General features: G+C 71.9%; 23 protein-coding genes and 1 tRNA gene. 7 read left to right on the top strand and 17 right to left on the bottom strand.

The window, feature by feature from the left end:
• The first annotated feature begins 144 nt into the window (after positions 1-144).
• A complete protein-coding gene (locus tag ACFXDJ_RS24565) occupies positions 145-621 on the top strand; it encodes an SsgA family sporulation/cell division regulator (protein WP_384651740.1) in 477 nt (158 codons plus the stop codon).
• A 56-nt stretch (positions 622-677) separates the two neighbouring features.
• Here the strand turns inward: ACFXDJ_RS24565 and ACFXDJ_RS24560 are convergent, their stop codons facing one another.
• Positions 678-2,084 (bottom strand): FAD-binding oxidoreductase, encoded by a 1,407-nt coding sequence (locus ACFXDJ_RS24560; RefSeq protein ID WP_384651742.1) that lies wholly within the window; start codon positions 2,082-2,084, stop codon positions 678-680.
• 96 nt (positions 2,085-2,180) lie between these two features.
• On the opposite strand from ACFXDJ_RS24560, the gene ACFXDJ_RS24555 reads away from it, so the two are divergent.
• Positions 2,181-3,785, top strand: a complete 1,605-nt coding sequence (locus tag ACFXDJ_RS24555) for a tetratricopeptide repeat protein (RefSeq protein ID WP_384651743.1) — start codon at positions 2,181-2,183, stop codon at positions 3,783-3,785.
• Between the two features lie 44 nt (positions 3,786-3,829).
• Here the strand turns inward: ACFXDJ_RS24555 and hppD are convergent, their stop codons facing one another.
• A complete protein-coding gene (gene hppD, locus ACFXDJ_RS24550) occupies positions 3,830-4,981 on the bottom strand; it encodes a 4-hydroxyphenylpyruvate dioxygenase (RefSeq protein WP_384651745.1) in 1,152 nt (383 codons plus the stop codon).
• A gap of 122 nt (positions 4,982-5,103) precedes the next feature.
• On the opposite strand from hppD, the gene ACFXDJ_RS24545 reads away from it, so the two are divergent.
• The 4 genes from ACFXDJ_RS24545 to ACFXDJ_RS24530 all read left to right on the top strand — a co-directional run bounded on the left by ACFXDJ_RS24545 (position 5,104) and on the right by ACFXDJ_RS24530 (position 7,888).
• Complete coding sequence (locus ACFXDJ_RS24545) at positions 5,104-5,574, top strand: Lrp/AsnC family transcriptional regulator (protein WP_384651747.1); 471 nt, start codon at positions 5,104-5,106, stop codon at positions 5,572-5,574.
• Positions 5,575-5,678: 104 nt separating this feature from the next.
• Positions 5,679-6,299, top strand: a complete 621-nt coding sequence (locus ACFXDJ_RS24540) for an ArsR/SmtB family transcription factor (RefSeq protein WP_384651749.1) — start codon at positions 5,679-5,681, stop codon at positions 6,297-6,299.
• 36 nt (positions 6,300-6,335) lie between these two features.
• Positions 6,336-6,599 (top strand): hypothetical protein, encoded by a 264-nt coding sequence (locus ACFXDJ_RS24535; RefSeq protein ID WP_384651751.1) that lies wholly within the window; start codon positions 6,336-6,338, stop codon positions 6,597-6,599.
• Positions 6,596-7,888 carry an MFS transporter gene (locus tag ACFXDJ_RS24530; protein WP_384651752.1) on the top strand — a complete coding sequence of 431 codons (1,293 nt, stop codon included), beginning with the start codon at positions 6,596-6,598 and terminating at the stop codon, positions 7,886-7,888. The genes ACFXDJ_RS24535 and ACFXDJ_RS24530 overlap by 4 nt, the downstream gene beginning before the upstream one ends.
• Here the strand turns inward: ACFXDJ_RS24530 and ACFXDJ_RS24525 are convergent.
• From ACFXDJ_RS24525 to ACFXDJ_RS24500, 6 genes are all read right to left on the bottom strand, one after another.
• A complete protein-coding gene (locus tag ACFXDJ_RS24525; RefSeq protein WP_384651754.1) occupies positions 7,818-8,615 on the bottom strand; it encodes a S16 family serine protease in 798 nt (265 codons plus the stop codon). The two genes, ACFXDJ_RS24530 and ACFXDJ_RS24525, sit on opposite strands and share 71 nt — an antisense overlap.
• A 110-nt stretch (positions 8,616-8,725) precedes the next feature.
• On the bottom strand, positions 8,726-9,367 hold the full coding sequence (locus ACFXDJ_RS24520; protein WP_054222485.1) for an IclR family transcriptional regulator: 642 nt from the start codon (positions 9,365-9,367) through the stop codon (positions 8,726-8,728).
• A 382-nt stretch (positions 9,368-9,749) separates the two neighbouring features.
• Positions 9,750-11,534, bottom strand: coding sequence for a DEAD/DEAH box helicase (locus tag ACFXDJ_RS24515; RefSeq protein ID WP_384651756.1), 1,785 nt, complete (start codon positions 11,532-11,534; stop codon positions 9,750-9,752).
• 130 nt (positions 11,535-11,664) lie between these two features.
• The gene (locus ACFXDJ_RS24510; RefSeq protein WP_384651758.1) at positions 11,665-12,036 is read right to left on the bottom strand and encodes a type II toxin-antitoxin system death-on-curing family toxin; all 372 of its coding nucleotides are present in this window, start codon (positions 12,034-12,036) and stop codon (positions 11,665-11,667) included.
• A complete protein-coding gene (locus tag ACFXDJ_RS24505) occupies positions 12,033-12,230 on the bottom strand; it encodes a plasmid mobilization protein (protein ID WP_030769667.1) in 198 nt (65 codons plus the stop codon). The genes ACFXDJ_RS24510 and ACFXDJ_RS24505 overlap by 4 nt, the downstream gene beginning before the upstream one ends.
• A gap of 32 nt (positions 12,231-12,262) precedes the next feature.
• Positions 12,263-13,732 (bottom strand): MFS transporter, encoded by a 1,470-nt coding sequence (locus tag ACFXDJ_RS24500; protein ID WP_384651760.1) that lies wholly within the window; start codon positions 13,730-13,732, stop codon positions 12,263-12,265.
• Between the two features lie 213 nt (positions 13,733-13,945).
• On the opposite strand from ACFXDJ_RS24500, the gene ACFXDJ_RS24495 reads away from it, so the two are divergent.
• A tRNA-Cys gene (locus ACFXDJ_RS24495) sits at positions 13,946-14,017 on the top strand.
• 67 nt (positions 14,018-14,084) lie between these two features.
• Here ACFXDJ_RS24495 and ACFXDJ_RS24490 read toward each other — a convergent pair.
• The 9 genes from ACFXDJ_RS24490 to ACFXDJ_RS24450 all read right to left on the bottom strand — a co-directional run bounded on the left by ACFXDJ_RS24490 (position 14,085) and on the right by ACFXDJ_RS24450 (position 26,003).
• A complete protein-coding gene (locus ACFXDJ_RS24490; RefSeq protein ID WP_384850288.1) occupies positions 14,085-14,600 on the bottom strand; it encodes a hypothetical protein in 516 nt (171 codons plus the stop codon).
• A 115-nt stretch (positions 14,601-14,715) separates the two neighbouring features.
• Positions 14,716-16,986 (bottom strand): hypothetical protein, encoded by a 2,271-nt coding sequence (locus ACFXDJ_RS24485; protein WP_384651764.1) that lies wholly within the window; start codon positions 16,984-16,986, stop codon positions 14,716-14,718.
• A gap of 12 nt (positions 16,987-16,998) precedes the next feature.
• On the bottom strand, positions 16,999-17,424 hold the full coding sequence (locus tag ACFXDJ_RS24480) for a hypothetical protein (protein ID WP_384651766.1): 426 nt from the start codon (positions 17,422-17,424) through the stop codon (positions 16,999-17,001).
• Positions 17,425-17,482: 58 nt separating this feature from the next.
• Positions 17,483-18,676 carry a type VII secretion-associated serine protease mycosin gene (gene mycP, locus ACFXDJ_RS24475; protein WP_384651768.1) on the bottom strand — a complete coding sequence of 398 codons (1,194 nt, stop codon included), beginning with the start codon at positions 18,674-18,676 and terminating at the stop codon, positions 17,483-17,485.
• Positions 18,677-18,697: 21 nt separating this feature from the next.
• Positions 18,698-20,152 (bottom strand): WXG100 family type VII secretion target, encoded by a 1,455-nt coding sequence (locus ACFXDJ_RS24470; RefSeq protein WP_384850285.1) that lies wholly within the window; start codon positions 20,150-20,152, stop codon positions 18,698-18,700.
• On the bottom strand, positions 20,152-20,652 hold the full coding sequence (locus tag ACFXDJ_RS24465) for a hypothetical protein (protein WP_384651772.1): 501 nt from the start codon (positions 20,650-20,652) through the stop codon (positions 20,152-20,154). Before ACFXDJ_RS24465 ends, ACFXDJ_RS24470 begins: the two co-directional genes overlap by 1 nt.
• 142 nt (positions 20,653-20,794) lie before the next feature.
• Positions 20,795-23,170 (bottom strand): xanthine dehydrogenase family protein molybdopterin-binding subunit, encoded by a 2,376-nt coding sequence (locus ACFXDJ_RS24460; RefSeq protein ID WP_384651774.1) that lies wholly within the window; start codon positions 23,168-23,170, stop codon positions 20,795-20,797.
• On the bottom strand, positions 23,167-25,116 hold the full coding sequence (locus tag ACFXDJ_RS24455; RefSeq protein ID WP_384651776.1) for a 2Fe-2S iron-sulfur cluster-binding protein: 1,950 nt from the start codon (positions 25,114-25,116) through the stop codon (positions 23,167-23,169). Before ACFXDJ_RS24455 ends, ACFXDJ_RS24460 begins: the two co-directional genes overlap by 4 nt.
• Positions 25,113-26,003, bottom strand: a complete 891-nt coding sequence (locus ACFXDJ_RS24450) for an FAD binding domain-containing protein (protein WP_384651788.1) — start codon at positions 26,001-26,003, stop codon at positions 25,113-25,115. The genes ACFXDJ_RS24455 and ACFXDJ_RS24450 overlap by 4 nt, the downstream gene beginning before the upstream one ends.
• Between the last annotated feature and the right edge of the window lie 152 nt (positions 26,004-26,155).

Below are 26,155 nucleotides of genomic sequence, written 5' to 3'. Positions count from 1 at the left end.
CCCGACAGAATTCGGCCAATCCCCACATCGCCTCGCGAAGTCGCGTCATACCCGGGCACTTCGGCGCTCTCTCCGGGTGTGGGGCGGGAATCCCGGCCCCACTCACCGGCAGAAGCACGTACACCGCACCGAAGTGAGGCCGTCATGCACCACCCCGTCATCGAACGCGAGCTGGAACTGAAGCTGGTCCTCTCCCCCGAGCGCAGCATCCCCGTCGCCGCGCGGCTCCTCTACCTCACGGACGACCCGTACGCCGTCCACATCACCTTCCACACCGGTTCCAGCACCCCGGTCAACTGGACCTTCGCCCGCGAGCTGCTGGTCGAGGGGGTGTTCCGCCCGTGCGGCCACGGAGACGTCCGGATCTGGCCCACGAAGGTCGAGAACAAGGCCGTCCTGTGCATGGCGCTCAGCTCCCCCGACGGCGACGCCCTGCTGGAGGCGCCCGCCGCGTCCGTGTCCGCCTGGCTGGAGCGCACCCTGCGGATCGTGCCGCCCGGCACCGAGGCCGAGCGGCTCGGCCTCGACGACGCGCTGGCCGAGCTGCTCGCCCCGACTCCGGCCGACGAACTGTGGATGCGCGACCCGTGGCCGTCGGACGAGTCCTCGGACGGGGAGTGAGGGCGCGGGGGGCCGCCCGCGCACGCAGCCCCGTAGGGCCGGAACAGCCGGGAAGGTCAGAACAGCTTGCCCGGATTGAGCAGTCCCTCCGGGTCGAAGGCGTGCTTGACGGCGCGCTGCATCTCCAGGCCCACCGGGCCGAGTTCGCGGGCGAGCCATTCCTTCTTCAGGACGCCGACCCCGTGTTCCCCCGTGATGGTCCCGCCCAGCGCGAGGCCCAGCGCCATGATCTCGTCGAAGGAGGCACGGGCCCGCCGGGTCTCGTCCTCGTCGGCCGGGTCGAAGCAGACGACGGGGTGGGTGTTGCCGTCGCCGGCGTGCGCGCAGACCCCGATGAGCAGGTCGTGGTCGCGCGCGATGGCCGCGGTGCCGTCGAGCATCTCGGCGAGCCGGGTGCGCGGTACGCACACGTCGTCGATCATCGTCGCGGGCCGCAGGGCCTCCAGCGCGGTCAGGGACATCCGCCGGGCCTGGAGCAGCAGTTCGGACTCGGCCTCGTCCTCGGCCGGTACGACGGCGCTCGCCCCGGCGGCGGTGCACAGCTCGCCCACGGCCGCCAGGTCGGCCGGCGCGTGCGGGGTGTCGAAGGCGGCGAGGAGGAGGGCCTCGGTGGTTTCGGGCAGGCCCATCCGGCCCAGCGCGTTGACGGCGCGGACGGTCGTACGGTCCATCAGCTCCAGCAGCGAGGGCGTCAGCCCCGCCTCCATGACGGCGCAGACGGCTTCGCAGGCGGCCGCGGCCGAGGGGAACTCGGCGGCCAGCGCGAGCTGGCGGGGCGGTGCGGGGCGCAGGGCGAGGACGGCCTTGACGACCACGCCGAGGCTGCCTTCGGAGCCGACGAACAGGCGGGTGAGGTCGTACCCGGCGACGCCCTTGGCGGTCCGCCGGCCGGTGCGCATGAGCCTGCCGTCGGCGAGGACCACGTCGAGGCCGAGCACGTACTCGGCGGTGACCCCGTACTTGACGCAGCACAGGCCGCCGGAGGCGGTGCCGATGTTCCCGCCGATGGTGCACTGCTCCCAGCTGGAGGGGTCCGGCGGGTAGTAGAGGCCGCGCTCGGCGACGGCGCGGGAGAGGACCGCGTTGACGACCCCGGGCTCGACGACGGCGATCCGGTCGACAGTGTCGATCTCCAGGATCCGGTCCATCTTCACGAGGGACAGCACGATGCAGCCGTCGGAGGCGTTGGCCGCGCCCGACAGGCCCGTGCGGGCACCCTGCGGGACCACGGGGACGCGCAGCGCGTGGGCGGTGCGCAGGACGTGCTGGACCTGTTCGGCGGTGCGGGGCAGAACGACCGCGGCCGGGGTGCCGGCGGCGCAGAAGCTCGCCATGTCGGTGGCGTAGGAGGCGGTCACCTGGGGGTCGGTGAGCAGCGCCCCGGGAGGGAGGCCTTCGAGGAGCAGCGCGTGGAGCCGCCCATGGGGCGATGCGTGGAGCTTGGCGGAATCTTCCTCATCCATGGGGCCAGCGTGACAGTCGGGGCCATCGGTGTGAACACGCCCACGACGCTCTTCGGACACCTCCGCGAGCTCTTCATATTGACGCACAGTGACCCCATGGATCCCATGCGTCAGGAAGCGCGGCCCGAGACGGCGCCGCCCGAGAAGGTGTCGTCCGAGGAGCGGCTCCGCGAGGAGCCGCGGCCGCGGCGTGCGGAGTCTCGGCCCCCTGCCCCGCCCGTGAACCTGACCGGCCGCAAGACCCTGGTGGCGGCGGCGGTCGCGGTGGTCCTGATCGCCGGAGCCCTGCTGATCCGGCCGGCCCGCGGGGGCGACGACGCGCGCCCGCCGGCGCCCGGCGAGCGGGCCCGCGCGGCCGTCGGGATGGGCGCACCCGCGGCGGCGGTGGACCTGTCGGCGCTGGTCGCGGACCGGGAGAAGTGGCTCGCGGGCCACGCCGACGACGACGCCTCGTGGGCGGTGCTCGGGTCGGCGTACCTGGAGCAGGCGCGCAGGACGGCCGATCCGGCCTGGTACCCGAAGGCGGAGAAGGCGCTGAAGCGGTCGCTGGAGGTGCGCCCGGCCGAGAAGGGGAACTTCGACGCGATGACGGGCATGGGCGCGCTGGCCAACGCCCGGCGGGACTACGGGACCGGGAAGCGCTGGGGCGAGCTCGTACGGGCGCAGGCGCCGAAGCGGTGGACGGCGTACCCGGTGCTCGTGGACGCGTACGCCGGGCTCGGCGACTACAAGGCGGCCGAGAAGGCGATGGAGCGCCTGGTGGACATGCGGCCGGGGCTGGCGGCGTTCGTCCGGGCCTCGCAGGTCTACCGGGACCGGGGCTGGCGCGAGGACGCGACCATGTCCATGGAGCACGCGGGCGGCGCGGCGAAGGCCCCGCCGGAGAAGGCCTACGTGCTGTTCCGGCTCGGGGAGCTGGCCTGGGAGCGCGGCGACGAGGCGGAGGCGCTGCGGCAGTACGAGGCGGCGCTGCGCACCGATCCGGCGCAGGCCGACGCGCTGGGCGGGCGGGCGCGGGTGCTGGCCGCGCTGGGGCGGGGCGGGGAGGCGGTACGGGACTACCGGCTCGCGCTGGGCCGGGCACCGCTGCCGAGGCTGTCGCTGGAGCTGGGCGAGCTGCTGGAGTCGCTGGGGCGGGGCGACGAGGCGCGGTCGGTGTACGAGGGCCTCGCCGCGCGGGCCGGCCGGAGCGGCGCGGGCGGTGGCCCGGACGGCGGGGTCAACGAGGAGCTGGTCCTCGGCCAGTTCGAGGCGGACCACGGCGAACCGGCGGCGGCGGTGCGGCGCCTGACCGCGGAATGGGCCCGGCACAAGAACCTGCAGGTGGCGGACGCGCTGGGCTGGGCGCTGCACAAGGCGGGCGACGACACGGCTGCGCTGGAGTACGCGAAGCAGGCCACGGACAAGGGGCTGCGGCTCGCGGAGTTCTCGTACCACCGGGCGATGATCGAGCGGGGCCTGGGCGACGAGGCCGGAGCGCGGCGCCACCTCCAGGAGGCACTGCGGACCAACCCGCGGTTCTCGCCGGTGCGGGGGCCGCTGGCGAAGGACGCCCTGGCGTCGATCGGCCAGCCCCCGGCGGGCGGTCCGGAGAACATGCAGCCCACCACCCCGTGGGTGGCCCCGGAGCTCCCGAAGGCGAAGCCGAAGCCGGGGGCGAAGCCGGGAGCGAGCCCTAGCCCGAGCCCTTCGGGGCGGTGACCGCGGCGGGGCCGGAAAATCCAGCCCCGCCGGAGCCGCGCGACCTACAGGTTGCCCCGCTTCTCCTGCTCCCGCTCGATCGCCTCGAACAGGGCCTTGAAGTTGCCCTTGCCGAAGCCCATCGAGCCGTGGCGCTCGATCATCTCGAAGAAGACCGTCGGGCGGTCCTGCACCGGCTTCGTGAAGATCTGGAGCAGGTAGCCGTCCTCGTCGCGGTCGACGAGGATCTTCAGCTCGCGCAGGGTCTCGACCGGTACCCGGGTCTCGCCCGCCCAGTCGCCGAGCGTGTCGTAGTACGAGTCGGGGGTGTCCAGGAAGGTCACGCCCGCCGCGCGCATCGCGCGCACGGTGGAGACGATGTCGTTGGTCGCGAGGGCGATGTGCTGGACGCCGGCGCCGCCGTAGAACTCCAGGTACTCGTCGATCTGCGACTTCTTCTTCGCGATCGCCGGCTCGTTGATCGGGAACTTGACCTTGAGCGTGCCGTCCGCGACCACCTTCGACATCAGCGCCGAGTACTCGGTCGCGATGTCGTCGCCCACGAACTCCTTCATGTTCGTGAAGCCCATGACCTTGTTGTAGAAGGCCACCCACTCGTTCATCCGGCCGAGCTCGACGTTGCCCACGCAGTGGTCGATGGCCTGGAAGGTCCGCTTGGCCGGGGGCTCCACCATCGGCTCGACGGCGACGTAGCCCGGCAGGTACGGGCCGGTGTAGTCGACGCGCTCGACCAGGGTGTGGCGGGTCTGGCCGTAGGTGGCGATGGCGGCGAGCACCACCGTGCCGTTCTCGTCCTTGACCTCGTACGGCTCGTCCAGACCGCGGGCGCCGTGCTCGACGGCGTACGCGTACGCCGCCCGTGCGTCCGGCACCTCGATCGCGAGGTCGACGACCCCGTCGCCGTGGTCGGCGACGTGCTCGGCGAGGAAGCGGCCACGGTCGGTGGACGCCTTGATGACCGAGGTGAGGACGAAGCGCGCGGCGCCGTTGGTCAGGACGTAGCTCGCCGTCTCGCGGGTGCCGTTCTCCGGTCCGGAGTAGGCCACGAGCTTCATGCCGAAGGCCGTCGAGTAGTAGTGCGCGGCCTGTTTGGCGTTGCCTACGGCGAAGACGACCGCGTCCATGCCCTTGACCGGGAAGGGGTCGGCCTTGCGCGCGGTGTGCGGGACGGTGTCGAGAGGCTGGGTCTCAGTCATGAGCGCAGAGTCCCGCCGTTCCACAAGATGCGCAATAGTTTCCATTTCTGCTGTACAAGCTGCACAGTCAGAGCCCAGGATGGCTGGAATATCTGCGCACTATGACCACCCCGGAGGCTCCTGTGGGAATCGATGAACTCGACGGCCGGCTCATCGTGCTGCTCGCCCGGGAGCCCCGCATAGGGGTCCTGGAGGTCTCGCGCCGGCTCGGCGTGGCCCGCGGCACCGCGCAGGCCCGCCTGGACCGGCTCCAGGCGAACGGGGTCATCCGCGGCTTCGGCCCGCAGGTGGATCCGGCGGCCCTGGGGTACCCGGTGACCGCCTTCGCCACGCTGGAGATCAAGCAGGGGCAAGGGGCCGACGTACGGGCGCACTTGGACGGGGTGCCGGAGGTGCTGGAGCTGCACACCACGACCGGGCACGGAGACATGCTGTGCCGGCTCGTGGCTCGCTCCAACGCGGATCTCCAGCGGGTGATCGACCGGGTCGTGGGGTTCGACGGCATCGTGAGGGCTTCGACCGCGATCGTCATGGAGAATCCCGTCCCCTTGAGGATCATCCCCCTGGTCGAGCAGGCGGCCGAGGACGACTGACCCGGCCGACCGCGGGCGGCCCGCCGGGGAGGACTCCGAAGTTCCAAAGAAAGGGTTGCAAAGAAACCCTTGCATAGACTTCTTTGCAACCCTATCGTTGAGGCATGCCCGAGAAGAACGCCGAGTCCGCCGAATCCGCCGAATCCGAAAAGTCGACCCCCCAACCCCAGGTCCGCACCCTCGACGCCCAGTCCCTGCGCGGCCTGGCCCACCCGCTGCGCATCCGCCTGCTCGGCGCCCTGCGCCACGACGGTCCGGCCACGGCTTCCCAACTCGCGGAGCGGCTCGGCGAGTCCAGCGGGGCCACCAGCTACCACCTGCGCCAGCTGGCCGCGCACGGGTTCGTCGAAGACGCGCCCGAACACGGCAAGGGCCGCGAGCGCTGGTGGCGGACCGCCCAGGACGCAACCGCGTTCGACGAGGCGCTGGTCTTCGACGAGGACCCGGCCACGCGCGGCGCGGCCGAAGTCTTCCTGTCCGAGATCCTGAAGATCCACACGCAGGAGGCGGGCAACTGGCTGAGCCAGACCCACGACTGGTCGCTGGACTGGCGCCGGGGCTCCGACCTCAGCGACTTCACCCTGCAGCTCACCCCCGGGCAGAGCCATGAGCTGATCCTCAAAATGCACGACCTGATCAACAGCTACCGCGACCTGCCGCCGGAAGAGGGCACGGAAACGGTCCGCTTCCACACGCACGCGTTCCCCCGCCGCACCGGCGAGTGAGCGAACCGACCGAACCGCACCCGAGGGAGTCCTTCCATGTACGCCTTCACCCACTTCGAGACCCACTCCGCGCTCCACGCCACCCGCACCGCCGAGGCCACCGCCTGGCGCCTCGGACGCACGGCGGCCCTGGCGGCCCCGGCCGCCCCCTCCGCTCTCTCCGCCCCCTCGGCGCCCGCCCTGCGCGACCGGGTCGGTGAGGCCCTGATCGGCGCCGGGATCCGCCTGATACGCCCCGCCCACCTGCACGCCCGCATCACCCGGATCCCGCACCCGTACCCGTACGGCGGGACGGCATGAGCCGCCGCCCCTTCGCCGCCGTTCTCGCCGCCAACACCATTTCGATCGCGGGCAGTTCACTCACCCTGATCGGCGTCCCGTGGTTCGTGCTCCAGACCACGGACAGCGCCGGCCGGGCCGGGATCGTCGCCTTCTGCGCCACCCTGCCCGTGATCGTGGCGGCCCTCGTCGGCGGTCCGGTCATCGACCGGCTCGGCCGCCGCCGGGTCTCCGCCGCCTCCGACCTGATCTGCGGACTGGCCGTCGGCGCGATACCCCTGCTGCACTACGCCGGGCTCCTGGAGTTCTGGATGCTGTGCGCGCTGATGGCCGTCTGCGGGCTCGTGCACACCCCAGGACTGACCGCGCGCTACGTCCTGCTCCCCCACCTCGCCGAGCACTCCGGCACCACCGTCGCCCGCGCCGCCAGCCTCTACGACGCCGTCTCGCGCGGGGCCCGCATGATCGGGGCCGCGCTGGCCGGCGTACTGATCGGCACGCTCGGCGCCGAGTCCGTCCTGCTGCTCGACGCGGCCACCTTCGGGATATCGGCGCTGCTGGTCGCCGCGTTCCTGCGGGGGGTCCCGGCCGCCGAGCCGCAGCGCGCCGCCGGGAAGGTGTCGCTCGCCGGGTACCGGGTCGAACTCGGCGAGGGCTGGCGGTTCCTGACCCGTACTCGGCTACTGCTGGGCATCACCGTGATGGTGATGATGACCAACGGGCTCGACCAGGGCTGGTCCTCGGTGCTGCTGCCCGTGCACGGCCGCGAAGCCCCCGGCGGCGCCACCACGCTGGGCCTGATGATCGCGTTGTTCGGCGGCTTCGCGCTGCTGGGGGCCCTGCTCTACGGAGCGTGGGGCGAGCGGTTCCCCCGTAGGACCGTGTTCGCGGCGGCCTTCCTCATATGCGGGACCCCCCGCTACCTCGTCGCCGCCTTCACCGACACCCCGCTGCCGCTCGCGGTGACGATGGCACTGTCGGGGCTGGGCGCCGGCATGCTCAACCCGATCCTGACCACGGTGATGCTGGAGAGGGTGCCGGAGACCCTGCGCAGCCGGGTCGCGGGGGTGACCACGGCCGGCTGCGAGCTGACGATGCCGCTGGGCGGGCTGGCCGCGGGGCTGCTCGTCGACGGTTTCGGGGTGACCCGGGCGCTGCTGTGGTTCGGCGGCGTCTACCTGCTCGCCACCCTCTCCCCGCTGGTGTTCCCGGCCTGGCGCTCGATGGAGGCCCCGCGGGTCAGCAGGACGGAACCGACTCGTCCTTCTGCAGGGCCCGCAGAGCGTTCACCGCATCCGTCAGCGAGGTGACGGGGACCAGCCGGAGCCCCTCGGGGAGTTCGGACCGGGCGTCCGAGCACTCCGCCGCCGGTACGAGGAACACGCTCGCCCCGTCGCGCCGCGCGGCCTGAGTCTTCAGGGCCACCCCGCCGACCGCGCCGACCTTGCCGTCCGCGCTGATGGTGCCGGTACCGGCGATGTTGCGGCCGCCGGTGAGATCGCCGCCGCTGCCGTTCCCGTCGAGCTTGTCGACGATGCCCAGGGAGAAGAGCAGCCCGGCGCTCGGGCCGCCGACGTCGGCGAGGTTCAGCTCGACCTTCACGTCCTTGGGGTCCTTGTGGAGATAGCCGAGCGCGGCCTGGGAGGCCGACGACTGCGACTTGGTCATCTCCTCCAGGTTGTGCTCCTCGATCTGCTTGTCGCTTCCACCCGACGGATACACGGCCTCCCGGGGCATGACCGCACGGGTGGTGTCGAACCAGTCGCCGAGCAGTTCGGGCAGGGCCACGGAGGTGGAGGGGCCGGTGGCCTGGATGGTGGTCATCCGCAGCTGGCCCGTGGTCTCCCGGGTGGGCGCCCCCGTGACGACGATGACCTGCTTGCCGTCGCGGGAGCCGAGCACGTCGGCCGTGAGGCCGGGCTGCGCGATCACGAAGGGCAGCGGTGCGACGGCCGCGACGGCGAACAGCGCGAGCACGGGCACGGCGCAGACGGCGAGGGCGGCGGGACGCGGCAGACGTGTGAGGCGAGAGAGCACCCGGCCAATCTAGCGTGGCCCCCCGGCAACGGGTCGAGCCGCGCCCCCGGCGGACGGGGACGCGGCTCGGTGTCCTGATGTGGCACCCGCCCGCTGCTCGGCGCAGGTGCTCAGCGCAGGGCGTCGGCCACCTCACGGGCGGCGTCCACCACGCGCGGGCCGACCCGCTCGGGCACGGCGTCGGCCAGCATGACGACGCCCACGCTGCCCTCCAGCCCCGTGATGCCCACGAGCGGCGCAGCGGCCCCGCTGGCGCCCGCTTCGAGCTCCCCGTGGGTCAGCGTGTACCCGGGCTCGATGAGCGTGCCCTGACGGGCGGCCAGGATGGCCCGGCCGGCGGCCCCGCGATCGAGCGGATGACGGAAGCCGGGCCGGTAGGCGACGTGGTAGTCGGTCCAGGTCGGCTCCACGACGGCCACGGCGAGCGCTTCGGTTCCGTCCACGAGGGTCAGGTGCGCGGTGGCGCCTATGTCCTCGGCGAGGGAGCGCAGCGCCGGCAGGGCCGCCTCGCGCACCAGCGGGTGCACCTGACGGCCCAGGCGCAGCACGCCGAGCCCGACGCGGGCGCGGCCGCCGAGGTCGCGGCGGACCAGGGCGTGCTGTTCGAGGGTGGCCAGGAGGCGGTAGACCACGGTGCGGTTCACACCGAGGCGGTTGGAGAGCTCGGTGACGGTCAGACCGTGGTCGGTGTCGGCGAGCAGTTTGAGAACTCGGAGTCCTCGGTCGAGAGTCTGGGAGGTTTCCGCGGTCACGACGCCTCTCCCTCTTTCGGTGGGCGGCGGTGACTCTCTGGGGCGTGCGTCGCCGGTCCCTCGGCGACGCACGGAGAGGCCGCCGGTAGCGGCCATGGCACCGGCTGCGCTCCCGCGGCGGCGTTGCCACGGGGCGTTCGATGCGGGGACAGTAGCGAGCGGGTCCGCTCAGCGGAAGGGCTCGTCCAGAATCCGGGCGCCTACAGCCGATTTATGCCGGTTGTAAACCCGCGTCGCCGCCAATTCGTAACCTACGGACCCTGGCGGTCGCTCAAGGCCGCATGCGTCCCCGCCACCGGCGATCCGCCGCCGGTACGAGGCCCCGGGCGGGCGGGGACCGTACGAATCTCCGCCCGGCCCCCGCCGCACATTCCGTAGGAAATCACCGCATGCGGGTGGCCCACTCCTGGACCTTCTTGATGCGTTCCCGCAGCTGCCCCGCCGTGGCCTCCGCGCTCGGCGGTCCGCCGCAGACCCGGCGCAGCTCCGTGTGGATCACCCCGTGCGGTTTGCCGCTCTGGTGGACGTAGGCGCCCACCATCGTGTTCAGCGACTTCCTCAGCTCCAGCAGTTCCTTGTGCGAGACCACCGGCCGCCGGTCGGCCGGCAGCTCCAGCAGGTCGGCCTCCGAGTCCGGCTTGCGCTTGCTGTGCGCGATCTGCCGCGACTGCCGCTTCTGGAGCAGCATCTGCACCTGGTCGGGCTCCAGCAGCCCGGGGATGCCGAGGTAGTCCTGCTCCTCTTCGCTCCCCGGGTGTGCCTGCATGCCGAATTCGGCGCCGTCGTAGAGGACCCGGTCGAAGACGGCGTCGGACTCCAGCGCCTCGAAGGACATCTGCTCCTCTTCGCCGGTGTCCTCGTCCTCCTGCCGGTTCGCCTCGTCCATCTCCTTCTCGGAGTCGGCGTACGGGTCTTCCTCGCCCTGCTTCTTCGGCTTGTCGAGGACGTGGTCGCGCTCGACCTCCATCTCGTTCGCGAAGCCCAGCAGGTAGGGAATGGTCGGCAGGAACACCGATGCTGTCTCGCCGCGCCTGCGCGAGCGCACGAAGCGCCCGACGGCCTGCGCGAAGAACAGCGGGGTCGAGATGGTGGTGGCGTACACGCCCACCGCGAGCCTCGGTACGTCGACGCCCTCGGACACCATGCGGACGGCGACCATCCACCGGTCGTTGCTCGCGGCGAACTCGTCGATCCGCTTCGAGGCGCCCGTATCGTCGGACAGCACGACGGTGGCCTTGGTCCCCGTGATCTCGCGGATCAGCTTGGCGTACGCGCGCGCCGAGTCCTGGTCGGCGGCGATGACCAGCCCGCCCGCGTCCGGGATGCCCTTCCTGACTTCGGTCAGCCGCTGGTCGGCGGCGCGCAGCACGTTCGGCATCCAGTCCCCGCGCGCGTCGAGCGCCGTACGCCAGGCCTGGGAGATGGCGTCCTTGGTCATCGGCTCGCCGAGGCGCGCGGCGATCTCGTCGCCCGCCTTGGTGCGCCAGCGCATGTTGCCGCTGTAGGAGAGGAAGATGACGGGCCTCACGACGCCGTCGCCGAGAGCGTTCCCGTACCCGTAGGTGTAGTCGGCGGAGGACCGCCGGATCCCGTCGTTCCCCTCCTCGTAGGCCACGAAGGGAATGGGGTTCGTATCGGACCGGAAGGGCGTGCCGGTGAGCGCGAGCCGCCGGGTCGCCGGGTCGAAGGCTTCGAGGCAGGCCTCGCCCCAGGACTTGGAGTCACCGGCGTGGTGGATCTCGTCGAGGATGACCAGGGTCTTGCGCTGCTCGCACCGGTTGCGGTGCAGCATCGGCCGTACGCCCACGCCCGCGTACGTGATCGCGACCCCGTGGTAGTCCTTGCTCAGCGGTCCGGCGGAGTACTCCGGGTCCAGCCGGATGCCTATCCGGGCAGCGGCTTCCGCCCACTGCTTCTTCAGGTGCTCGGTCGGCGCGACCACGGTCACCTGCTGCACGACGTGGTGGTGCAGCAGCCACGAGGCGAGCGTGAGCGCGAAGGTGGTCTTGCCCGCGCCAGGGGTCGCGACGGCGAGGAAGTCGCGGGGCTGGGTCTCCAGGTACCGGTCCAGCGCACCCTGCTGCCAAGCTCGCAGGGCGCTGGCGGTACCCCACGGCGCGCGGCCGGGGAAGGCGGGTGAGAGGTGGTGGGAGGCGGTAGTAGTCACGGTCTCCGGTTCGTCGCTCTCGGCAGTCGTACGTAGGACAACCGGGCCACCTTACCGGTGCGGGCCCGCCCCTCGCGGAGGGACAGGCCCGTGACCTCGGCGCGTGCGGCGAGCATCACACCGCCCTGCCTCAGCGCGCGAACTTCGGCAGCTGCGCGGCGATCTTGGGGACGTCCAGCGCGCCTTGGCACACGTCCAGCACGAATCGCTCCGCCTCGTCCACGTCGAATGCCGCGTCGAGGGGGTGTCCGTTCATGTGCAGGAAGACCCAGGTCGCGTACCAGGCGATGCGCTTGTTGCCGTCCACCAGGCCGTGGTTTCGGGCGAGCGACTCCATCAGCGCGGCGGCCTTCTCCCAGATGTCCGGGTAGGCGTCCTGGCCGAACACGCTCGACTGGGGGCGCGCCAGCGCCGAGTCGAGCAGCCCGTAGTCGCGCACCTCGCTGGTCCCGAGCCGTTCCGCGAGGTTCAGCACCTCGGGCAGGGTCAGGTAGCGGGTCACGCAAGCCTCCGGTTCAGCTCACCACTGACCTTCAGGACGTGCTCGGCCGCCTCGTTGAACAGGCGGGAGTGCTCGTTTACGGCTCTGATCACCGCCTCGTGCGCGAAGGACTGCATGCTGCGGCCTTCCGCCTCGGCGCGCTCGCGCAGGGCGTCCAGCTCTTCTTCGGTGAACCTGACGTTGAGACCAGCCATGGGTCGATGGTACCGCGCGGTACCAGTCGGTGTCAGCCGACTTCCGCAACCGGCACCGGCGCTCGCGCGTCCAGCCGGGTCGCCACCCACGCCCCCACCAGCGCCACGCAGGCCATCGGCAGGAAGACCACCACGAAGGCGGCGGGGTGCGACCCCCCACCCGCCTCGCCCACGGAGTGCGCCGCACCCACCGCGCCCCCGCCCAGCGCGGCGAACGCCGCCCCGCCCGCCGCCAGCAGCACCACGTTCGCCAGCGCGTCCGAGATCTGCAGCGCGGCGGAGTTCGCCCCCGCCTCCTCCGGCGCCGACAGCTTCAGCAGCAGCACGCTCGTGGAGCCGATGACCAGCCCCATCCCCAGACACCCCAGCGCCCACACCAGCGCCAGCGTCCACACCGGCACCCACTCCACGAGCACCGCCGGCGCCCCGGCGATGGCCGCGGCGACCATGACCATGCCCAGCACCATCAGCCGCTGCCGGTACGGAGCCACCCGCCCCTTCGACTGCACCCACGAGCCGAGCGCCCAGGTCACCCCGCCCAGCGCGAGCGAGAACCCGGCCAGCGTCGGACTCAGCCCCCGCTGGGTGACCAGCATCAGCGGTACGAAGCTCTCCGCCGCGATGAACGACCCCGCCGCCACACCCCGCAGCAGCACCACGGACGGCAGCCCGCGCCGCGCCCGGTAGGTCCCGCGCGGCAGCAGCCCCAGCACCGCGGGCACCAGCAGGGCCGCGCCCGCCAGCCCGGGCAGCAGCGACAGCCACCGCAGGTCCTGGGCGGCGTACTGGAGCAGCCCCGCACCGGCCGAGATCCCGAGCGCGAGCCGGATCCGCCGCCGGTCGAACGCGACGGGCGGGGCCTCCGGGTCCACGGGCCCGGAGGCGGTCCGGCGTATCGCCGGCAGCGCCACCACGAGGGGTACGAAGACCAGCGCGGGTATCCCGAGGAAGACCCAGCGCCACCCGAGGTGTTCGGTCACCGTGCCCGAGGCGAGCGGCCCGACGATCGAGGGCACGACCCAGCTCGCGGCGAAGGCCGCCATGATCGCGGGGCGCAGCCGCTCCTCGTAGGCCCGGCTGACGACCACGTAGAGCGCGACGATCACCAGCCCGCCGCCGAACCCCTGCACGGCCCGCCCGAGCACGAACATCCACATCGTCCCGGCGGTCCCGGAACACACCAGCCCGGCGGCGAAGGCCCCGATCCCCACGGTCAGCGGCCGCAGCGGCCCCTGCCGGTCGGCCCACTGTCCGGAGAGCACCATCCCGAACAGGCTGGTGGTGAAGTAAGCGGAGAAGGCGAAGGCATAGAGCCCGATCCCCTCCAGCTCCCGCGCGGCCACGGGCATGGCGGTCCCGACGGCGGTGGCCTCGAACGCGATCAAGAAGATAACGGAGATGATCCCGATGCTGAGCGTCCGGTACGCGGGCCCGAGAATCCCGCCCTGCGGGTGGGGCGGGAGGGGGACGGGGGTCGTGGCTGGCTGCGGGAGGACGCTCATCGCCCCAGAGTAAGGGGCATAGCCACGTATCGACCCTGTCCTTCCGACGGATCCTCCCTCAGCCCCGAGCCCTACGCCCAAGGACGGATCCCGACACCCCTCGCCCGGACCGCCCGGACTGTGAACGCGGCATGGCAGTCACATTGCACCCCCCGCGCATCCCTTCCCACCCCCGCACCCGCCCTCGTACGGTCATACCCATCACCACCACCCAGCCGTGTGCCCGAGTGGTTGAGGGACTCGCCTGCAAAGCGAGTTACGCCGGTTCGATTCCGGTCACGGCTTCGCGGCAGGCCGCTCGGGGGCAGGCGCTCCCCCGAGCGGCCTTCGCCATGCCCGGCCCCGGCCCGCCTCAGTCGGCGGGCAGCGCCGATACCTGTTCGGGGATCCCGCCACCGTTCTGACAACCCAGTTCCTTGGCGATGCCGCGGGCGGCGGAGTGCGCGATGACGAGGTAGTCGTTCCCGAGCTTGGGATCCCGGGAACCGCGCTCCACCTGGTCCTCAAAGGTGGCGGTGACCCGCAAGGTACCGCCGAACCGGATCCGGGAACTCGTGCAGTCGAAGGACACACCACGCGAGTTTTCCCGACGCACGACCCGAACTCCGACGCCGGTGTCATCGAGGGGTCCCGGCCTCAACCGGATCTCACCGACCCGGCTTCCCGACCCCACCTGCCCGGTCGTCAGACAAACGGGTTCGGGATGTACGTCCTGCACGGCCTGGGTCATGGCGGCAGCGCCTACCGCCTGGCCGTCGTCCGAGACCAGATAGCCGGAGCCAAGCACCCGAATCAGAGCTTCCGCGGCTGCCGCGTCGAGCAATCCGGGACAGGCCTCCTTCGCCTCGACCTCAGGATTCTTCACCACGGGGGCTTTCGCCCCACCGTCCGAGCCTCCGCACCCAGCCGCGAGCAAGGCGCCCGCGATGAGCGCCGCGACACGCGACGTCTTCCCGACCCATGTCATCCGTGCGCCCCTCTGCTCATGACCGGCCGGCGGCCGTTGCCACCAGGTCCCGGCCGACGGAGTGGCCGTTGGCCGAGTCCTGGGAAGCGGATGCCGCCAACGTCTGGACGTACGCCGCCGGAAGATCCGTCCCGGCAGCCGCGTGCTTCACGGCGGACTCCGCCGCCCTGCTCGAACCGTCCTCGGCCGCGGCGTACATCACCGCCACCTTTTTCTGTGTGGCGGCGGTCTCGTCCTCCGCCTTCTTCTCCGCGTCCTCCGTGAAGTGCTCGGTCACGTCCTCCTGGACCCACTCCACGACGTCTCCGGCCAGCGGGACCAACTCGATGTACTTGCCGCCCGCCGCGTTGATCCCACGGTTGATCCATTTCGCGCCGTCTTCGACGCCCTTCGTGTATTCCTCGTTGCTGTGCGCCGTCTCGGAGTGCATGTTCTGGGCCCGGGCCTCGGTCAGCATCCCCGTGATCTGACCACCCGGGTGAACCGCGCTACCGATCGCCAAACCCAGGTTCCCGTTCTCACCACGGTGCGCAATGGCGTCGTTGACGAGCACCCCGGTAAAGGCCTGGTTGGCGTTGGTGATCGCGCCGTACGCTCCCGGATCCTGGCCGACCGCTCCCAGGAAGCGCGCCGTGTCCGCCTTGTTGAACTCCGCCATCTCGCCGGCGACTTTGATGTGTCCGGGATGGCTCGCGGCGGACGCCTGAAGGTCCGGCATGTACTCGGCCGCCATCTGCCCGAAATGACCGGACAGGCCGTTGAGCGGACCGTCCTCCCCGGCGACGAGCTCCGGCTTGTCGCTGATCTTCGCGACGACCCGCTCCATGACGTCCGTCATCGCCGCCGTGTGCGGCACCGGCTTCGCGTCCTCGTCGCCCGTCACGCGGCCCGACACCGCGGCCTCCAGGGCTCCGCCGAGCGCGTCCTGGGCCGGGTGCTGGTCTCCGGTCCGGGTGGCGTCGAAGCTGTCCGCGTACGGGTCCTTGTCGAGCATGTAGTCGACCACGCCCTGCGCCTGTCCGTGCGGCCCCTTGACCGGCTTGTCGTCCTTGGTGACGATCCCGTCGCCGTTGCTGTCCTCGCGCACCGGCTCGTTGAAGAGGGCGGTCGCCGCGTCCGGGTTATTACCCAGGGCCTCCATCAGACCCGTCAGAGGATAGAAACCGCGGCCGTCCTCACCCCCGGGGTTGAGGCTCCTTCGCAGGTCGAGGGAAGTGCCGTTCTCCCAGATCCCCGGGTTCTTGCGGTCCATCGCCACCATGTCGCGGCCGACCGAGGTCAGGAACTCCGTGTCGTACGTGCCCTCGCGCATCAGCGAGCCCAGCGCCTGGTACCCGTAGACGCTCGTGGTCAGACCGACGTCCAGCTGCTTGTGGCCGGCCTTCATCAGCTGGGTCGTCCAGGCGGCGTCGAGGTGGTTCGGGACGTCCTTGTGCGTGGCCAGGCCCAGCATCGCGCCCAGGTCGCTCTGGATGTTGCCCACCATGAGCGCACGGTCCGCACCGGCCGGGCCGAGGCCCGTGGAGTCCAGGGACATCTTCGAGTACATCTGGAGCGCGCCCTCGGGGCCCACGGTCCGGTAGAAGCCCGTCGCGAACTCGGGATCCTCCCGGTTGTCGTCGAGCAGGTCCTCCAGCTCGCGCAGCGCCTCGGGGTTGCGTGCCGTACCGCCTTCCCCGGTGACCTTCTTCATCAACGCGGCGGCGCGGTCGACCTGTTCGGCGTCCAGGGAGCTGTACTTCGGCCCGCTGAAGTTGTTGTCGTCCGTGACATTCGCCTGGAGCGCGCGCACGAGGGAGTCGTCGGCGTCCTGGGCGTCCTCGACGGCCCGGTCGACCCGTTGCTGCCACAGGTCGTGGTTCTTGCGGAGGGTCGCCTGGTAGTCCGGGTCGTGGCGGGCCGCGTTCTGGTCCTGGGGATCCGCGAGAGGGATGGCGGAGACGTGGCCGCTCTCGTCGATGCGGAAGCCTGCCGCCGGGGCTTCCTCGGCCAGCTTCTTGAGCTGGTCCTGGGCGGCCTTGATGGTGGCGTGGCCGTCGGCGAGGAGGAGGTGGATGCCCTTGGCCTCCTGGACGGCGTCGTCGAACTCCTTGGCCGTCTTGTCGATGAAGGAGCGGCCGACGCCCGCCGTGACTCCGCTCCACTCGGCCTTGTCCGACTTGGCCTTCATGCCGCTTCTCGCCGACTCCGCCAGTTCGTTCAGCTTCGTGACCATCGCGGCCCAGTCGGTGATCGCGGTCTGGAGCGATCCCAGGGGCGCGTTCATCACGTTCTCGTACGTCAGCACGTGTCCGCCGCCTTACTTGAGGAGCTGGTCGATCTTGGAGGAGGTGAAATCGGCGTGCAGCTGCTGCTCGTCCTTGTTGTGGGACGAGAGGGAGTAGTTCAGGCCGTTGGAGATGTTCGCGCAGGCGGCGACGAGGGTCTTGAGCTGGCTCTCCCAGCGGGTGTTGACCTTCAGCAGGGCGGCGCCACTGGCGAAGTGCTCGCGCGTGAGCGCGCCGGCCGCCTCGGCGGTGGAGGCGTTGGCGTGCTTGCCGTCGGCGGAGAGCCGGGTGTGGAGCTTGTAGGCCTCGGAGCCGACCTCGCCGATGTGGTCCTGGTTCAGTTCGAGGTCGGCGCCGGTTCCTCCGGGGGCGGGGGCGGCCGGGACGTGGTTGAGCCGCATGGATACGTTGGCGGCTGCGGTGGTCCGGGCTGCGGCCCATTCCTCGTCGAACGACATGGTGCGCCCTGCTCCCTCTGTCTACCTCGGTGTCATCTGCACGCTCGCTCGAACCGGATCAGACGTTCCGGCGGCGACGTATGACGACCGCGGTGACGGCCCCGCCGATGAGCACGCAGGCACCGAGCCCGAGGGCAAGCCAGGGGAGGCTGCTGCCGTCACTCTTGTTCGCCTCGGCCTGGGGGGCGGGGGCCGACCCCGACCCCTTGGGCTGGGGGGTTTTGCCGTCTGTGGAGGGGGCGGGCGAGGTCTTCGTACCCGTTCCGCCGCCGGCTGCCGCCAGGTCGGGGAGCGGGTAGACGTCCGCCGGGCCGGGGTCGCCCGGGGTGGTCACGGCGATACGGGGACGGACCACGCCGTAGCCGACGAAGTCGCTGCGCGCGGCGCCGTCGGTGGGCTTGCCAGCTGTGTTCATGAGGACCCGGAGCACCTGATTGTTGGTCCAGTCGGGGTGGATGGACCAGATCAGTGCCGCCGAGGCGGAGGCGAGGGCCGTGGCGTCACTCGTGCCGTGGCTCGTGCACAGACCGGTCTTGCCGCTACAAGCCGTGACGATGTCCATCCCAGGTGCGGTCAGATCCACCTGGGCACCGTGCTGTGACTCCGCCGTCACCTTGCCGTCCTTATCGACGGCCCCCACACCCACCACACCTGGCGTCGCGGCCGGATAGAGGGCTTCGTTCGACCCGGCTCCGCGATTTCCCACGCCGGCAAAGATCAGTTTCCCCTTAGAAAGGGCGTACTTGACCGCATCAAGACGTTCCGGATCTTCGTCACCCGAAGCCAACGAGATGTTAATGATCTTCGCGTCCGTGTCTGCCGCATACCGAATCGCGGCCGTCCAGGCATGATTCTTAACGTCGACGCCTTCTGGCACACGGATCGGAAGAATCTTGGCCCCGGGCGCAAGCCCAAACGCCCCGTCGCCGCTGGGATGTTTCCCGGTCCCAGCAATCAGCGCAGCCATCTCTGTGCCGTGCTGATTCGAGTCCGTTCGTTCGTCTCCGCTGTACGTCGTGGCAAAGTCCTTTCCGGGGACTACCTGCCCTTCCAGCTCAGGGATGGGCGCTACACCACCGTCGATGACGGCAACAGTGACACCCTTACCTGTGCTGGTCTTCCAGATGTCATCAGCCTTCATGGAGGTGAGATGCCACTGCTGCGCCCGGATGGTCTCCGCATGGGCCGGGGTCGCGGCGACCCCGGCCAGCACAAAACCCGCCAAGACCGCGGTCGCCTTACGCATACGCATCCCGTGCAACGTCCGCTCCACTCAGCCGATCACCGGCGGAACGACACCACGGTCGTCCTGCCACGTCTCTTCGTCCTCGGCCAGATAGTCGGGACGTGCCCCGTTCTGGCCTGCCCCTCGCCTGCCCGGAGCATGGGCGCCCGCACCGCCGTGGCCCATCGGACCACCGGCCGGACCGGCACCTGCCCCGCCTCGAACCAGCCCCGAACCGCCCTGGGTGAACGGCTGACCACCGGCGACCGAGCGACCGCCCGCACCCGCCTGGCGCCCGCCGACCACACCGCCCGGTTCCGTGGCGAGACGACGACCGGCCGCGGAACCGCCGACACCACCGTGCGCGCCACCGCCACCCATACCGCCGCCCATGCCACCCATGCCGCGGCCGGCTGCCTGGGCACCCTCACCGCCGATGACCGTGCCACGAGGAATGCTCGAATTCGGTCCACTGGACGTCACCGGGCGACCGCCTACGATCCCGCTGTCGCGCGGGGGCAGACCGGCGATTGCGCCTCCGACCTTGCCGCCGATCCCACCGGGACCGCTCGTCCCGGGGACGAACCCGCCGCCAGGCTTCGACATACCACCAACAGACGGAACCGTCAGTGGCGGAACGAAGCCACCAGGGCCAACACCAGTGGTAGTGCCGCCCGGTCCCACCGGGCTCACGCCTCCGGGCAGGCCCGTGGTCGGGGGCGCGGTCCTGTCAGGCAGAGTTCCGACGGTGTCGAGGCCTACGCCGACATTGCGATCCGGGAGCACGGAGACGGGGCCCGGCGTTGGACCCGTCGGGGTGTGCGCTGTGCCGCCTGGCGCCGACTGCGACCCGGAGCCGTACGACGAACCACCGGGGCCCGCCGAAGAGGACACGTACGACGCACCTCCTCCAGAGGCACCTGCTGAACCTCCTCCTGAACGTGACCGGTCGGTACTCTCGGAAACAGGCGGGGGAACAAACGGGTCCGGCAGCTTCGGAAATGTCGGAACCTCCGCCATTTCCATCCCGGTAGCCGAAGCCTCATACCCCTGTGCCAGCTTCGTCATCTGCTGAACGGCCTGCTGGTGGTCGCCGTTCAGCTTCGAGTTCGCCTGCTGGCCCATCTGCTGCGAGTCCGGGTCATTGTGGAACTCCCGGGCAGCCTTGAGGTTCTCGGCCGCCGCCGTGTCGTACGGGGGCATGTTGGCCTTGACCTCGATGACGACCTGGCTGGCCTGCGTCATCTGCTTGCCGCCCGCAGCGCTGTACTCGCTCAGGCGCAGCGTCGCGTTGCCGGTGCGGCCGACCCAGTCCTGGAAGGCCGTAGCCGACTCGCCCTCCCAGCCGGTCACCCGGTGGTCCTTGAGGCTTTCGCCGATCTCCTTGATGGCCGCGGCGGCGTCCGTCAGCTGGGCACCGCGCGCCTTGAGCGTCTCCGCGTTGGCCGAGGCGATCATGGCCAGCAGCTGCTGGTGTGTGTGGCCTTCGAAATTCGTTGCCATCAGAGGCCCTCCACCTGCGTAGCTCCCGGCCCAGATCCCTGCGAGGCCGAGTTGTGCGGGGGCGGCGCCGCAAGCGGATCCCGTTCCGGGACGTAGTTCGCGTCAGCCTGCTTACTGATCGCGAGCATCCGCCGCTTCGTGTCGTCGTCAACATCCCCGAAGCCACGACCACTCGTCTGGATCGCGATCCCCAGTGCCTCGATCTGGTCAGCCAGCCCCTTCGAGAGGGTCAAGAGCTGCGTGTGGACGTTCGTGTACGCGGTGAACAGCCGCTTGGCCTCGTCGAAGCCCTCGCCCAACGAGTCCGCCGGGAGCGTGCCGTCCGCCAGCTTCTTGTCGCTCGCGGGCGACTCGTTCAGCTTCGACAGCAGGCCGTCGACCCTCTTCTTATAAGCGGTCATCGACTCGTACTCGACCTGCAGCGCGCCGATGGCCGCCGGCGAGGCCACGCCCACGCCGTAGTCCACGCCCAACAAGCCCGGTCCATAGTTCACTGCCACAGTGGCCTCCCCGCTCCCCGTCCCCGTTCACACCCGGTTCGCCCGCGTTCGCACACGCACGTCGCCAGTGTCCCCAATCACTCTAGCGACAACGACCGACAGCCCCAAGTTCCGGGTTGCAGGTGCAATCGTGGTCACAAGGTCATGAGTTGGGCGCCGCCACCGCCGCCGATGGCCGGATCGGGAGCCTGTTGACCGGGCGGCCCGTGGCGGCGCGGACTGCGGAGGCGACTGCTGCCGGGGAGGTGACGACCGGGACGGCGCTGGCCGGTTTGGCGCCGAAGGGGGCCACCACGTCGCGTTCTTCGACGAGTTTGACGATGCGGACCGTCGGGGCGTCCAGGGACGTGGGGAGGGCGTAGCCCGTCAGGTCGGGGTGGCGGATGAGGCCCGTGGCCGTGCGGAGGTTCTCCGTCAACGACGCGCCCACGCCCTGGATCACGCCCGCTTCGATGCGGGCTTCCAGCTGGCGGGGGTTGAGGATGCGGCCCACGTCCTGGGCCACGGCCAGTTCGACCACGCGCACCGAGCCCAGTTCGATGTCCACGTCGACCACCGCGCGGATCGCGCAGAAGGCGAGGCCTACGAAGGCGTCGCCCTGGCCGTCCGCGTCCAGGGGCTCCGTGGGGTGGGGGCGGCACTGGGCCGTCGCCCAGAGTTCCTTGCCGTCTATGGCCTCCGCGACCGTCGTGGAGAACGCACCGTCGTACGACGTGATCCGGCCATCCGCGATCTGGAGGAGTTCCGTGGACATGCCGAGTTTGTGGGCCATCGGCTGGAGGAGCTGGGTGCGGACCATCTTCGCGGCCCGTTCGACCGCGCCGCCCGAGACCCACGTGTGGCGGCCGTGCGCCGAGGGGCCCGCCGGCGGCTGGTCGGTGTCGACCGGGGCCATGACGACCTCGTCCACGCCCAGGATCTCCTGGACGATCTGGCGGGCGAGGGTGGAGAAGCCCTGGCCCGTGTCGACCGCCGCACAGATGACCGTTGCGGCGCCGCCGACCACCTTGACCGTGGCCGTCGACACCTCGTCGGTGCCTTCCGCCCCGAGCATGTGGACCATGCCGACCCCGTACCCGACCCCGCGCCGCACCGCGCCCGGTTCGCCCGCGCCCTCCAGGCCGCCCGGGAGCAGCCAGTCCTCCTCCGGGGCGTCCTTCGGGAGCGCGGGGAGCTCGTAGTCGCGGACCGCGCGCAGGAGTTCCGCGACGGGGGCCGGGCAGGTCACCGTCTGGCCGGTGGGCAGGAGGTCGCCGGTGGCCAGGACGTTGCGCAGGCGCAGCTCGGCGCCGTCGATGCCGAGGGCGGCCGCGAGCTTGTCCATCTGGCCCTCGTAGGCCGCGCAGACCTGCATGGCGCCTTCGCCGCGCACGTGGCCGGACGGGGGGTTGTTGGTGCGGACCGCCCAGCCCTCCACGAAGGCGTGCGGGACCACGTACGGGCCGCACGCGAAGGCCACCGCGGCGGCGAGGGATTCCGAGGAGGCGTCGGCGTAGGCGCCGGCGTCCATCAGGATCTGGGCCTCGACCTTGATCAGGCGGCCTTCCGCGTCCGCGTGGTGGCGGTAGCGCAGCAGGGTCGGGTGGCGGTGGGTGTGGCCGAGGAAGGACTCCTCGCGGGTGGCCACGAGTTTCACCGGGCAGCCGGTGCGCAGGGCGAGGAGCCCGAGCGGGAGCTGGAAGGCGGCGTCCTCGCGGTCGGCCATGGCGCCGGGAACCCCGGTGACCACGACCCGCACCCGGTCCGGGTCGAGCCCGAAGCAGGCGGCGGCCAGGTCGCGGTCGGTGTGCGGGTCGGTGGAGGCGGTGTAGATCTCGACGCCGCCGTCGGGCCGCGGCACGGCCAGCCCGGCCTCGGCGCCGATGGGGGCGGGGTCCTGGCGGCCGATGCGGTAGAGGCCCTCCACGACGACCTCGCCGGTGGCGTCGGGGTCCCCGTAGCGCAGCGGGATGTGCCGGATCAGGTTGCCGTCGGGGTGCAGGGCGGGGGCGCCGAAGGCCTGTTCGGGGTCGGTGACCGGGTCGAGGAGCTCGTACTCGACGGCGATCGCGGCGGCCGCGAGGCGCGCGGTGTCCGGGTGGTCGGCGGCCACGGCGGCGATGGGCTCGCCGTGGTGGCGGACCACGTCGTGCGCGAACACCGGCCGGTCGGCGATCCGGCGGCCGTGGGTGGTGGCGCCGGGGACGTCGGCGTGGGTGACGACGGCGCGCACGCCGGGCATGTCGGCGGCGGCGGAGGTGTCGATGGAGAGGATGCGGGCGTGGGCGTGCGGGGAGCGCAGCACGGCGGCCCACAGGAGGCCCTCGGCCCACAGGTCGGCGGCGTAGGGGAAGGTGCCCTCGGTCTTGGCGCGGGTGTCGGCGGCCGGGACGGACGCGCCGATGCCGCGCGGGACCTCCCGCTCGGCGCCCTCCGCCTGGTCCGGGCCCTCGGAGAGGGCCGTGGAGCCGGCCGGACCCGCGGTGCCCGTCAGGCCCGCCGGGCCCGTCGGTACCGTCGCCGCGTCGTGCGCGCTCACGCCGTGCCTCCCTGGTGGTCGCCGTGCGAGCCGTCGTTGGTGCCGTCCCGCGGGCCCTCGTACGTGCCCGGCATCCCGTGGATGCCGCCCTCGCCGGGCGGGGCCTGGTGCGGGATGCGCGCCTCGGCCGAGGCCGCGGCGGCCGCTTCCGAGGCCGCCTCGCGCTCGGCGGCGACCTCGCGCACCGCCTCGATGACGCCCGCGTAGCCCGAGCAGCGGCAGAGGTTGCCGCACAGGGCCTGGCGGGTCTCCAGCTCGCTGGGGGCGTGGTTGCCTTCCAGCAGGTCGTGGATGGTCATGGCCATGCCCGGCACGCAGAACCCGCACTGCACCGCACCCGACCTGCACAACGCCTCTTGCACGTCCGACAGTTCCCCGTCGGTCGCGAGACCTTCGACCGTACGGACCTCGCTGCCCGCCGCCGTGGCCGCCGGCACGAGGCAGGAGGCGACGAGCCGGCCGTCGACCTGCACGGCGCACGCGCCGCACTCGCCCTGCGAGCAGCCGTCCTTGGCGCCGGCGAGGCCGAGGCGCTCGCGCAGCACGTAGAGGAGGGACTCGCCGATCCACGCGCCGGTCACGGGCCGGTCGGCGCCGTTGACGCGCAGGACGTAGGAGGCCGGCGGGTGCTCGTGGTTCTCGACGTGCCCGTGCTGCTCCGCGTGCTCACCGTGCTCGACGGCGGTGGGGACGGCGGCGACGGCCTCGGCCTCCGCCCCCTCGGAGTCCGCTTCTTCTTCGTACGTCGCTTCCCCCGCCGGAACCCCTTCGCCCGGTTCCGCCGGCCCCGCCGCCACGGCCAGGTCGGCGGCGTCCTCACCCGGGACGGCCGCGGCCCCCGCTCCGCCCGAGGCAGGCGCGGCCTCCTCCGGCCCGGCCTGCGCCCGCGCCGGCTCGGGCTCCGCCGCCCCCGGATGCGGACGCTCGCCCGTCTCCGGGATCCGCGCCGGGCCGTGGGAGGCTTCGATGTCGTGCGGAGCCGGATGGACCGGCTCACCCTCCGGTGCGGCGAACTCCGCCGGAAGCGGGCCGCCGACCCCCGGGCCACCGAGCACCCGCGGCCCCCGGCCGAGGCCTCCGCCGACCGGTCCGCCCACCGCTGCGCCACCGGCGGCGGAAGCCCCCGGAAGCACGCCCGAGCTCAGACCCGCGTCCGGACCCGGCTGCTGCGCCACGTACCCGCGCGCGCCCTCGAAGTCGGGATGCGCCGCCCACGGGGCCGGAGCCCCGCCCGGCAGCGTCGCGGGAGCCTGGCTCCAGTCGGCCGAGGGCGCGAGCTGTCCGAAGCTTCCGGTGTCACCCGTGCCGCCCGAGACCCACACGTCGGACGGAGCCGCCCCGGGGAACCGCCACTCGGCGGTCTCCCCCGAATCGTGCCCGGCGCGGTCCCCGTCCACGACGGGCCCGGCGTACGCCCCGGCGAACGGTTCCGCATAAGCCCCGTCGAAAGGCTCGGCGTACGACTCCGCGTACGGCTCCGCGTACGACTCCCCGTACGACTCGGAGACCGGCTCGGCCGCGGGCTCCGCGTACGGCTCGGCGAAGGCCGCCGCCACCGAGGCCGGAATCGGCACCGAAGCCGGGATCGGCGCCCGTGCCGGAGCCCCGGCAGAACCAGCACCGGCAGCCCCGGAACCAGCAGCCCCCGCACCCGAATCCGCCGGAACCGCCGCACCCGCCTCCGGCCACTGCACCGGAATCGTCCACGTCCCCGTGGCCGAAGGATCCGTACTGGCCGTGCCCAGCGGCACGATCATCGGCGGCGGCACGTACCCGTGCCCGGGGGCCGCGAGGGGCTCCCCGGTGCTGAGCGCGTCCAGCATGTCCTGCGGCAGCTTCACGAAAGCCGTCGACTCGGAGTCGTACTCGCCGCCGTGCGGCACCGGCTCCCAGCCCCAGGCGGGACCCGTGGAACCCGCGGAACCAGTGTTCTCGTTCTCGTTCATGAGCTCAGCGCCCTCCCCAGGGCCCTCCGTGCCAGCACGGCCACCGTCCGCCGCAAATGCAGTACTCCGGGAGCCACCGGTTCCCCCTGGTCGGGCACGCACGCGGCGGCGACGTACTCGCCGAAGGCGTCCAGTGCCTCGGGGGCCAGGCTGCGGTCCCCGTCCCAGTCGATCAGCGAAGCCACCCACTGTTCGGCTTCCAGCGGCCGCAGTGGCATCGGGGCGACCGCGCCGATCGCGCAGCGGACACCCCGGCGCGCGGGATCCAGCACGAGCCCCACGGACGCCACCGCGCGCCCCGGCCCCGTACGTCCCGTGGCCTTTAGGAAAACCTGCGGCGCGTGCAGCAACGGCACCCGCACGAAGCCGATCAGCTCACCGGGGCGCAGCATCTCCCGCCCGGCCAGCAGGTGGGAGACCGGGATCTCCCGGCGCGATCCGCCCGGCCCGACGATGACGAGTACGGCTTCGAGCGCGGCCAACACGGGCAGCGCGTCACCCGTCGGCGCGGCCGTGGCGATGTTGCCGCCCAGCGTGCCGGCGTTGCGGATCTGCGGGGGCCCGGCGGCGCGCGCGGCGGCCGCCAGGGCCGGGATCAGGGCGGCGAAGTCCGGCCGCCCCATCCGTGCGTGCGTGAGGCCGGCGCCGAGGAGCGCGTGGCCGTCCTGGTACTGCCAGCCGCGGATCTCGTTGATCCGGCCGAGGCCCACCAGGGCGGCGGGCCGCAGCAGCCCCGCGTTGACGGCGGCCATCAGGTCGGTGCCGCCCGCCACGGGCACGGCGGCGGGCATGGCGGCGAGCGCCGCCACGGCCTCGTCGAGCGAGGTCGGCAGCGTCACCGACTGCGTCACCGGATGCGTCGCGGACCGCGTCCCGGACTGCGTCACCGACTGCGCCGCGGACTGCGCCGCGTTGCCCGCCTGCGGGTCGTCCTGGGGGCCCTGGGACGCATCCCGTGCCTGCGGTGTGTGCGGTGCGTGCGTGGTCAACCCAGCTGCCCCTTCCCGATGTCCCGGTCCCGGCGCTCACGCCTGTCCGC

This window comes from Streptomyces sp. NPDC059443, from assembly GCF_042750105.1.
Taxonomy (GTDB): Bacteria; Actinomycetota; Actinomycetes; order Streptomycetales; family Streptomycetaceae; genus Streptomyces.
Note: the sequence above shows the minus strand (reverse complement) of the source record. Positions and strands in the feature narration are given on the sequence as shown.

Bases quoted from the DNA above. Each gene is read 5' to 3' on its own strand.
- ACFXDJ_RS24555 (WP_384651743.1), top strand. From the start codon at position 2,181: ATGGATCCCATGCGTCAGGAAGCGCGGCCCGAGACGGCGCCGCCCGAG.
- ACFXDJ_RS24530 (WP_384651752.1), top strand. From the start codon at position 6,596: ATGAGCCGCCGCCCCTTCGCCGCCGTTCTCGCCGCCAACACCATTTCG.
- ACFXDJ_RS24540 (WP_384651749.1), top strand. From the start codon at position 5,679: ATGCCCGAGAAGAACGCCGAGTCCGCCGAATCCGCCGAATCCGAAAAG.
- ACFXDJ_RS24480 (WP_384651766.1), bottom strand. From the start codon at position 17,424: ATGTCGTTCGACGAGGAATGGGCCGCAGCCCGGACCACCGCAGCCGCC.
- hppD (WP_384651745.1), bottom strand. From the start codon at position 4,981: ATGACTGAGACCCAGCCTCTCGACACCGTCCCGCACACCGCGCGCAAG.
- ACFXDJ_RS24565 (WP_384651740.1), top strand. From the start codon at position 145: ATGCACCACCCCGTCATCGAACGCGAGCTGGAACTGAAGCTGGTCCTC.
- ACFXDJ_RS24500 (WP_384651760.1), bottom strand. From the start codon at position 13,732: ATGAGCGTCCTCCCGCAGCCAGCCACGACCCCCGTCCCCCTCCCGCCC.
- mycP (WP_384651768.1), bottom strand. From the start codon at position 18,676: ATGCGTATGCGTAAGGCGACCGCGGTCTTGGCGGGTTTTGTGCTGGCC.
- ACFXDJ_RS24535 (WP_384651751.1), top strand. From the start codon at position 6,336: ATGTACGCCTTCACCCACTTCGAGACCCACTCCGCGCTCCACGCCACC.
- ACFXDJ_RS24470 (WP_384850285.1), bottom strand. From the start codon at position 20,152: ATGGCAACGAATTTCGAAGGCCACACACACCAGCAGCTGCTGGCCATG.
- ACFXDJ_RS24505 (WP_030769667.1), bottom strand. From the start codon at position 12,230: ATGGCTGGTCTCAACGTCAGGTTCACCGAAGAAGAGCTGGACGCCCTG.
- ACFXDJ_RS24455 (WP_384651776.1), bottom strand. From the start codon at position 25,116: ATGAACGAGAACGAGAACACTGGTTCCGCGGGTTCCACGGGTCCCGCC.
- ACFXDJ_RS24560 (WP_384651742.1), bottom strand. From the start codon at position 2,084: ATGGATGAGGAAGATTCCGCCAAGCTCCACGCATCGCCCCATGGGCGG.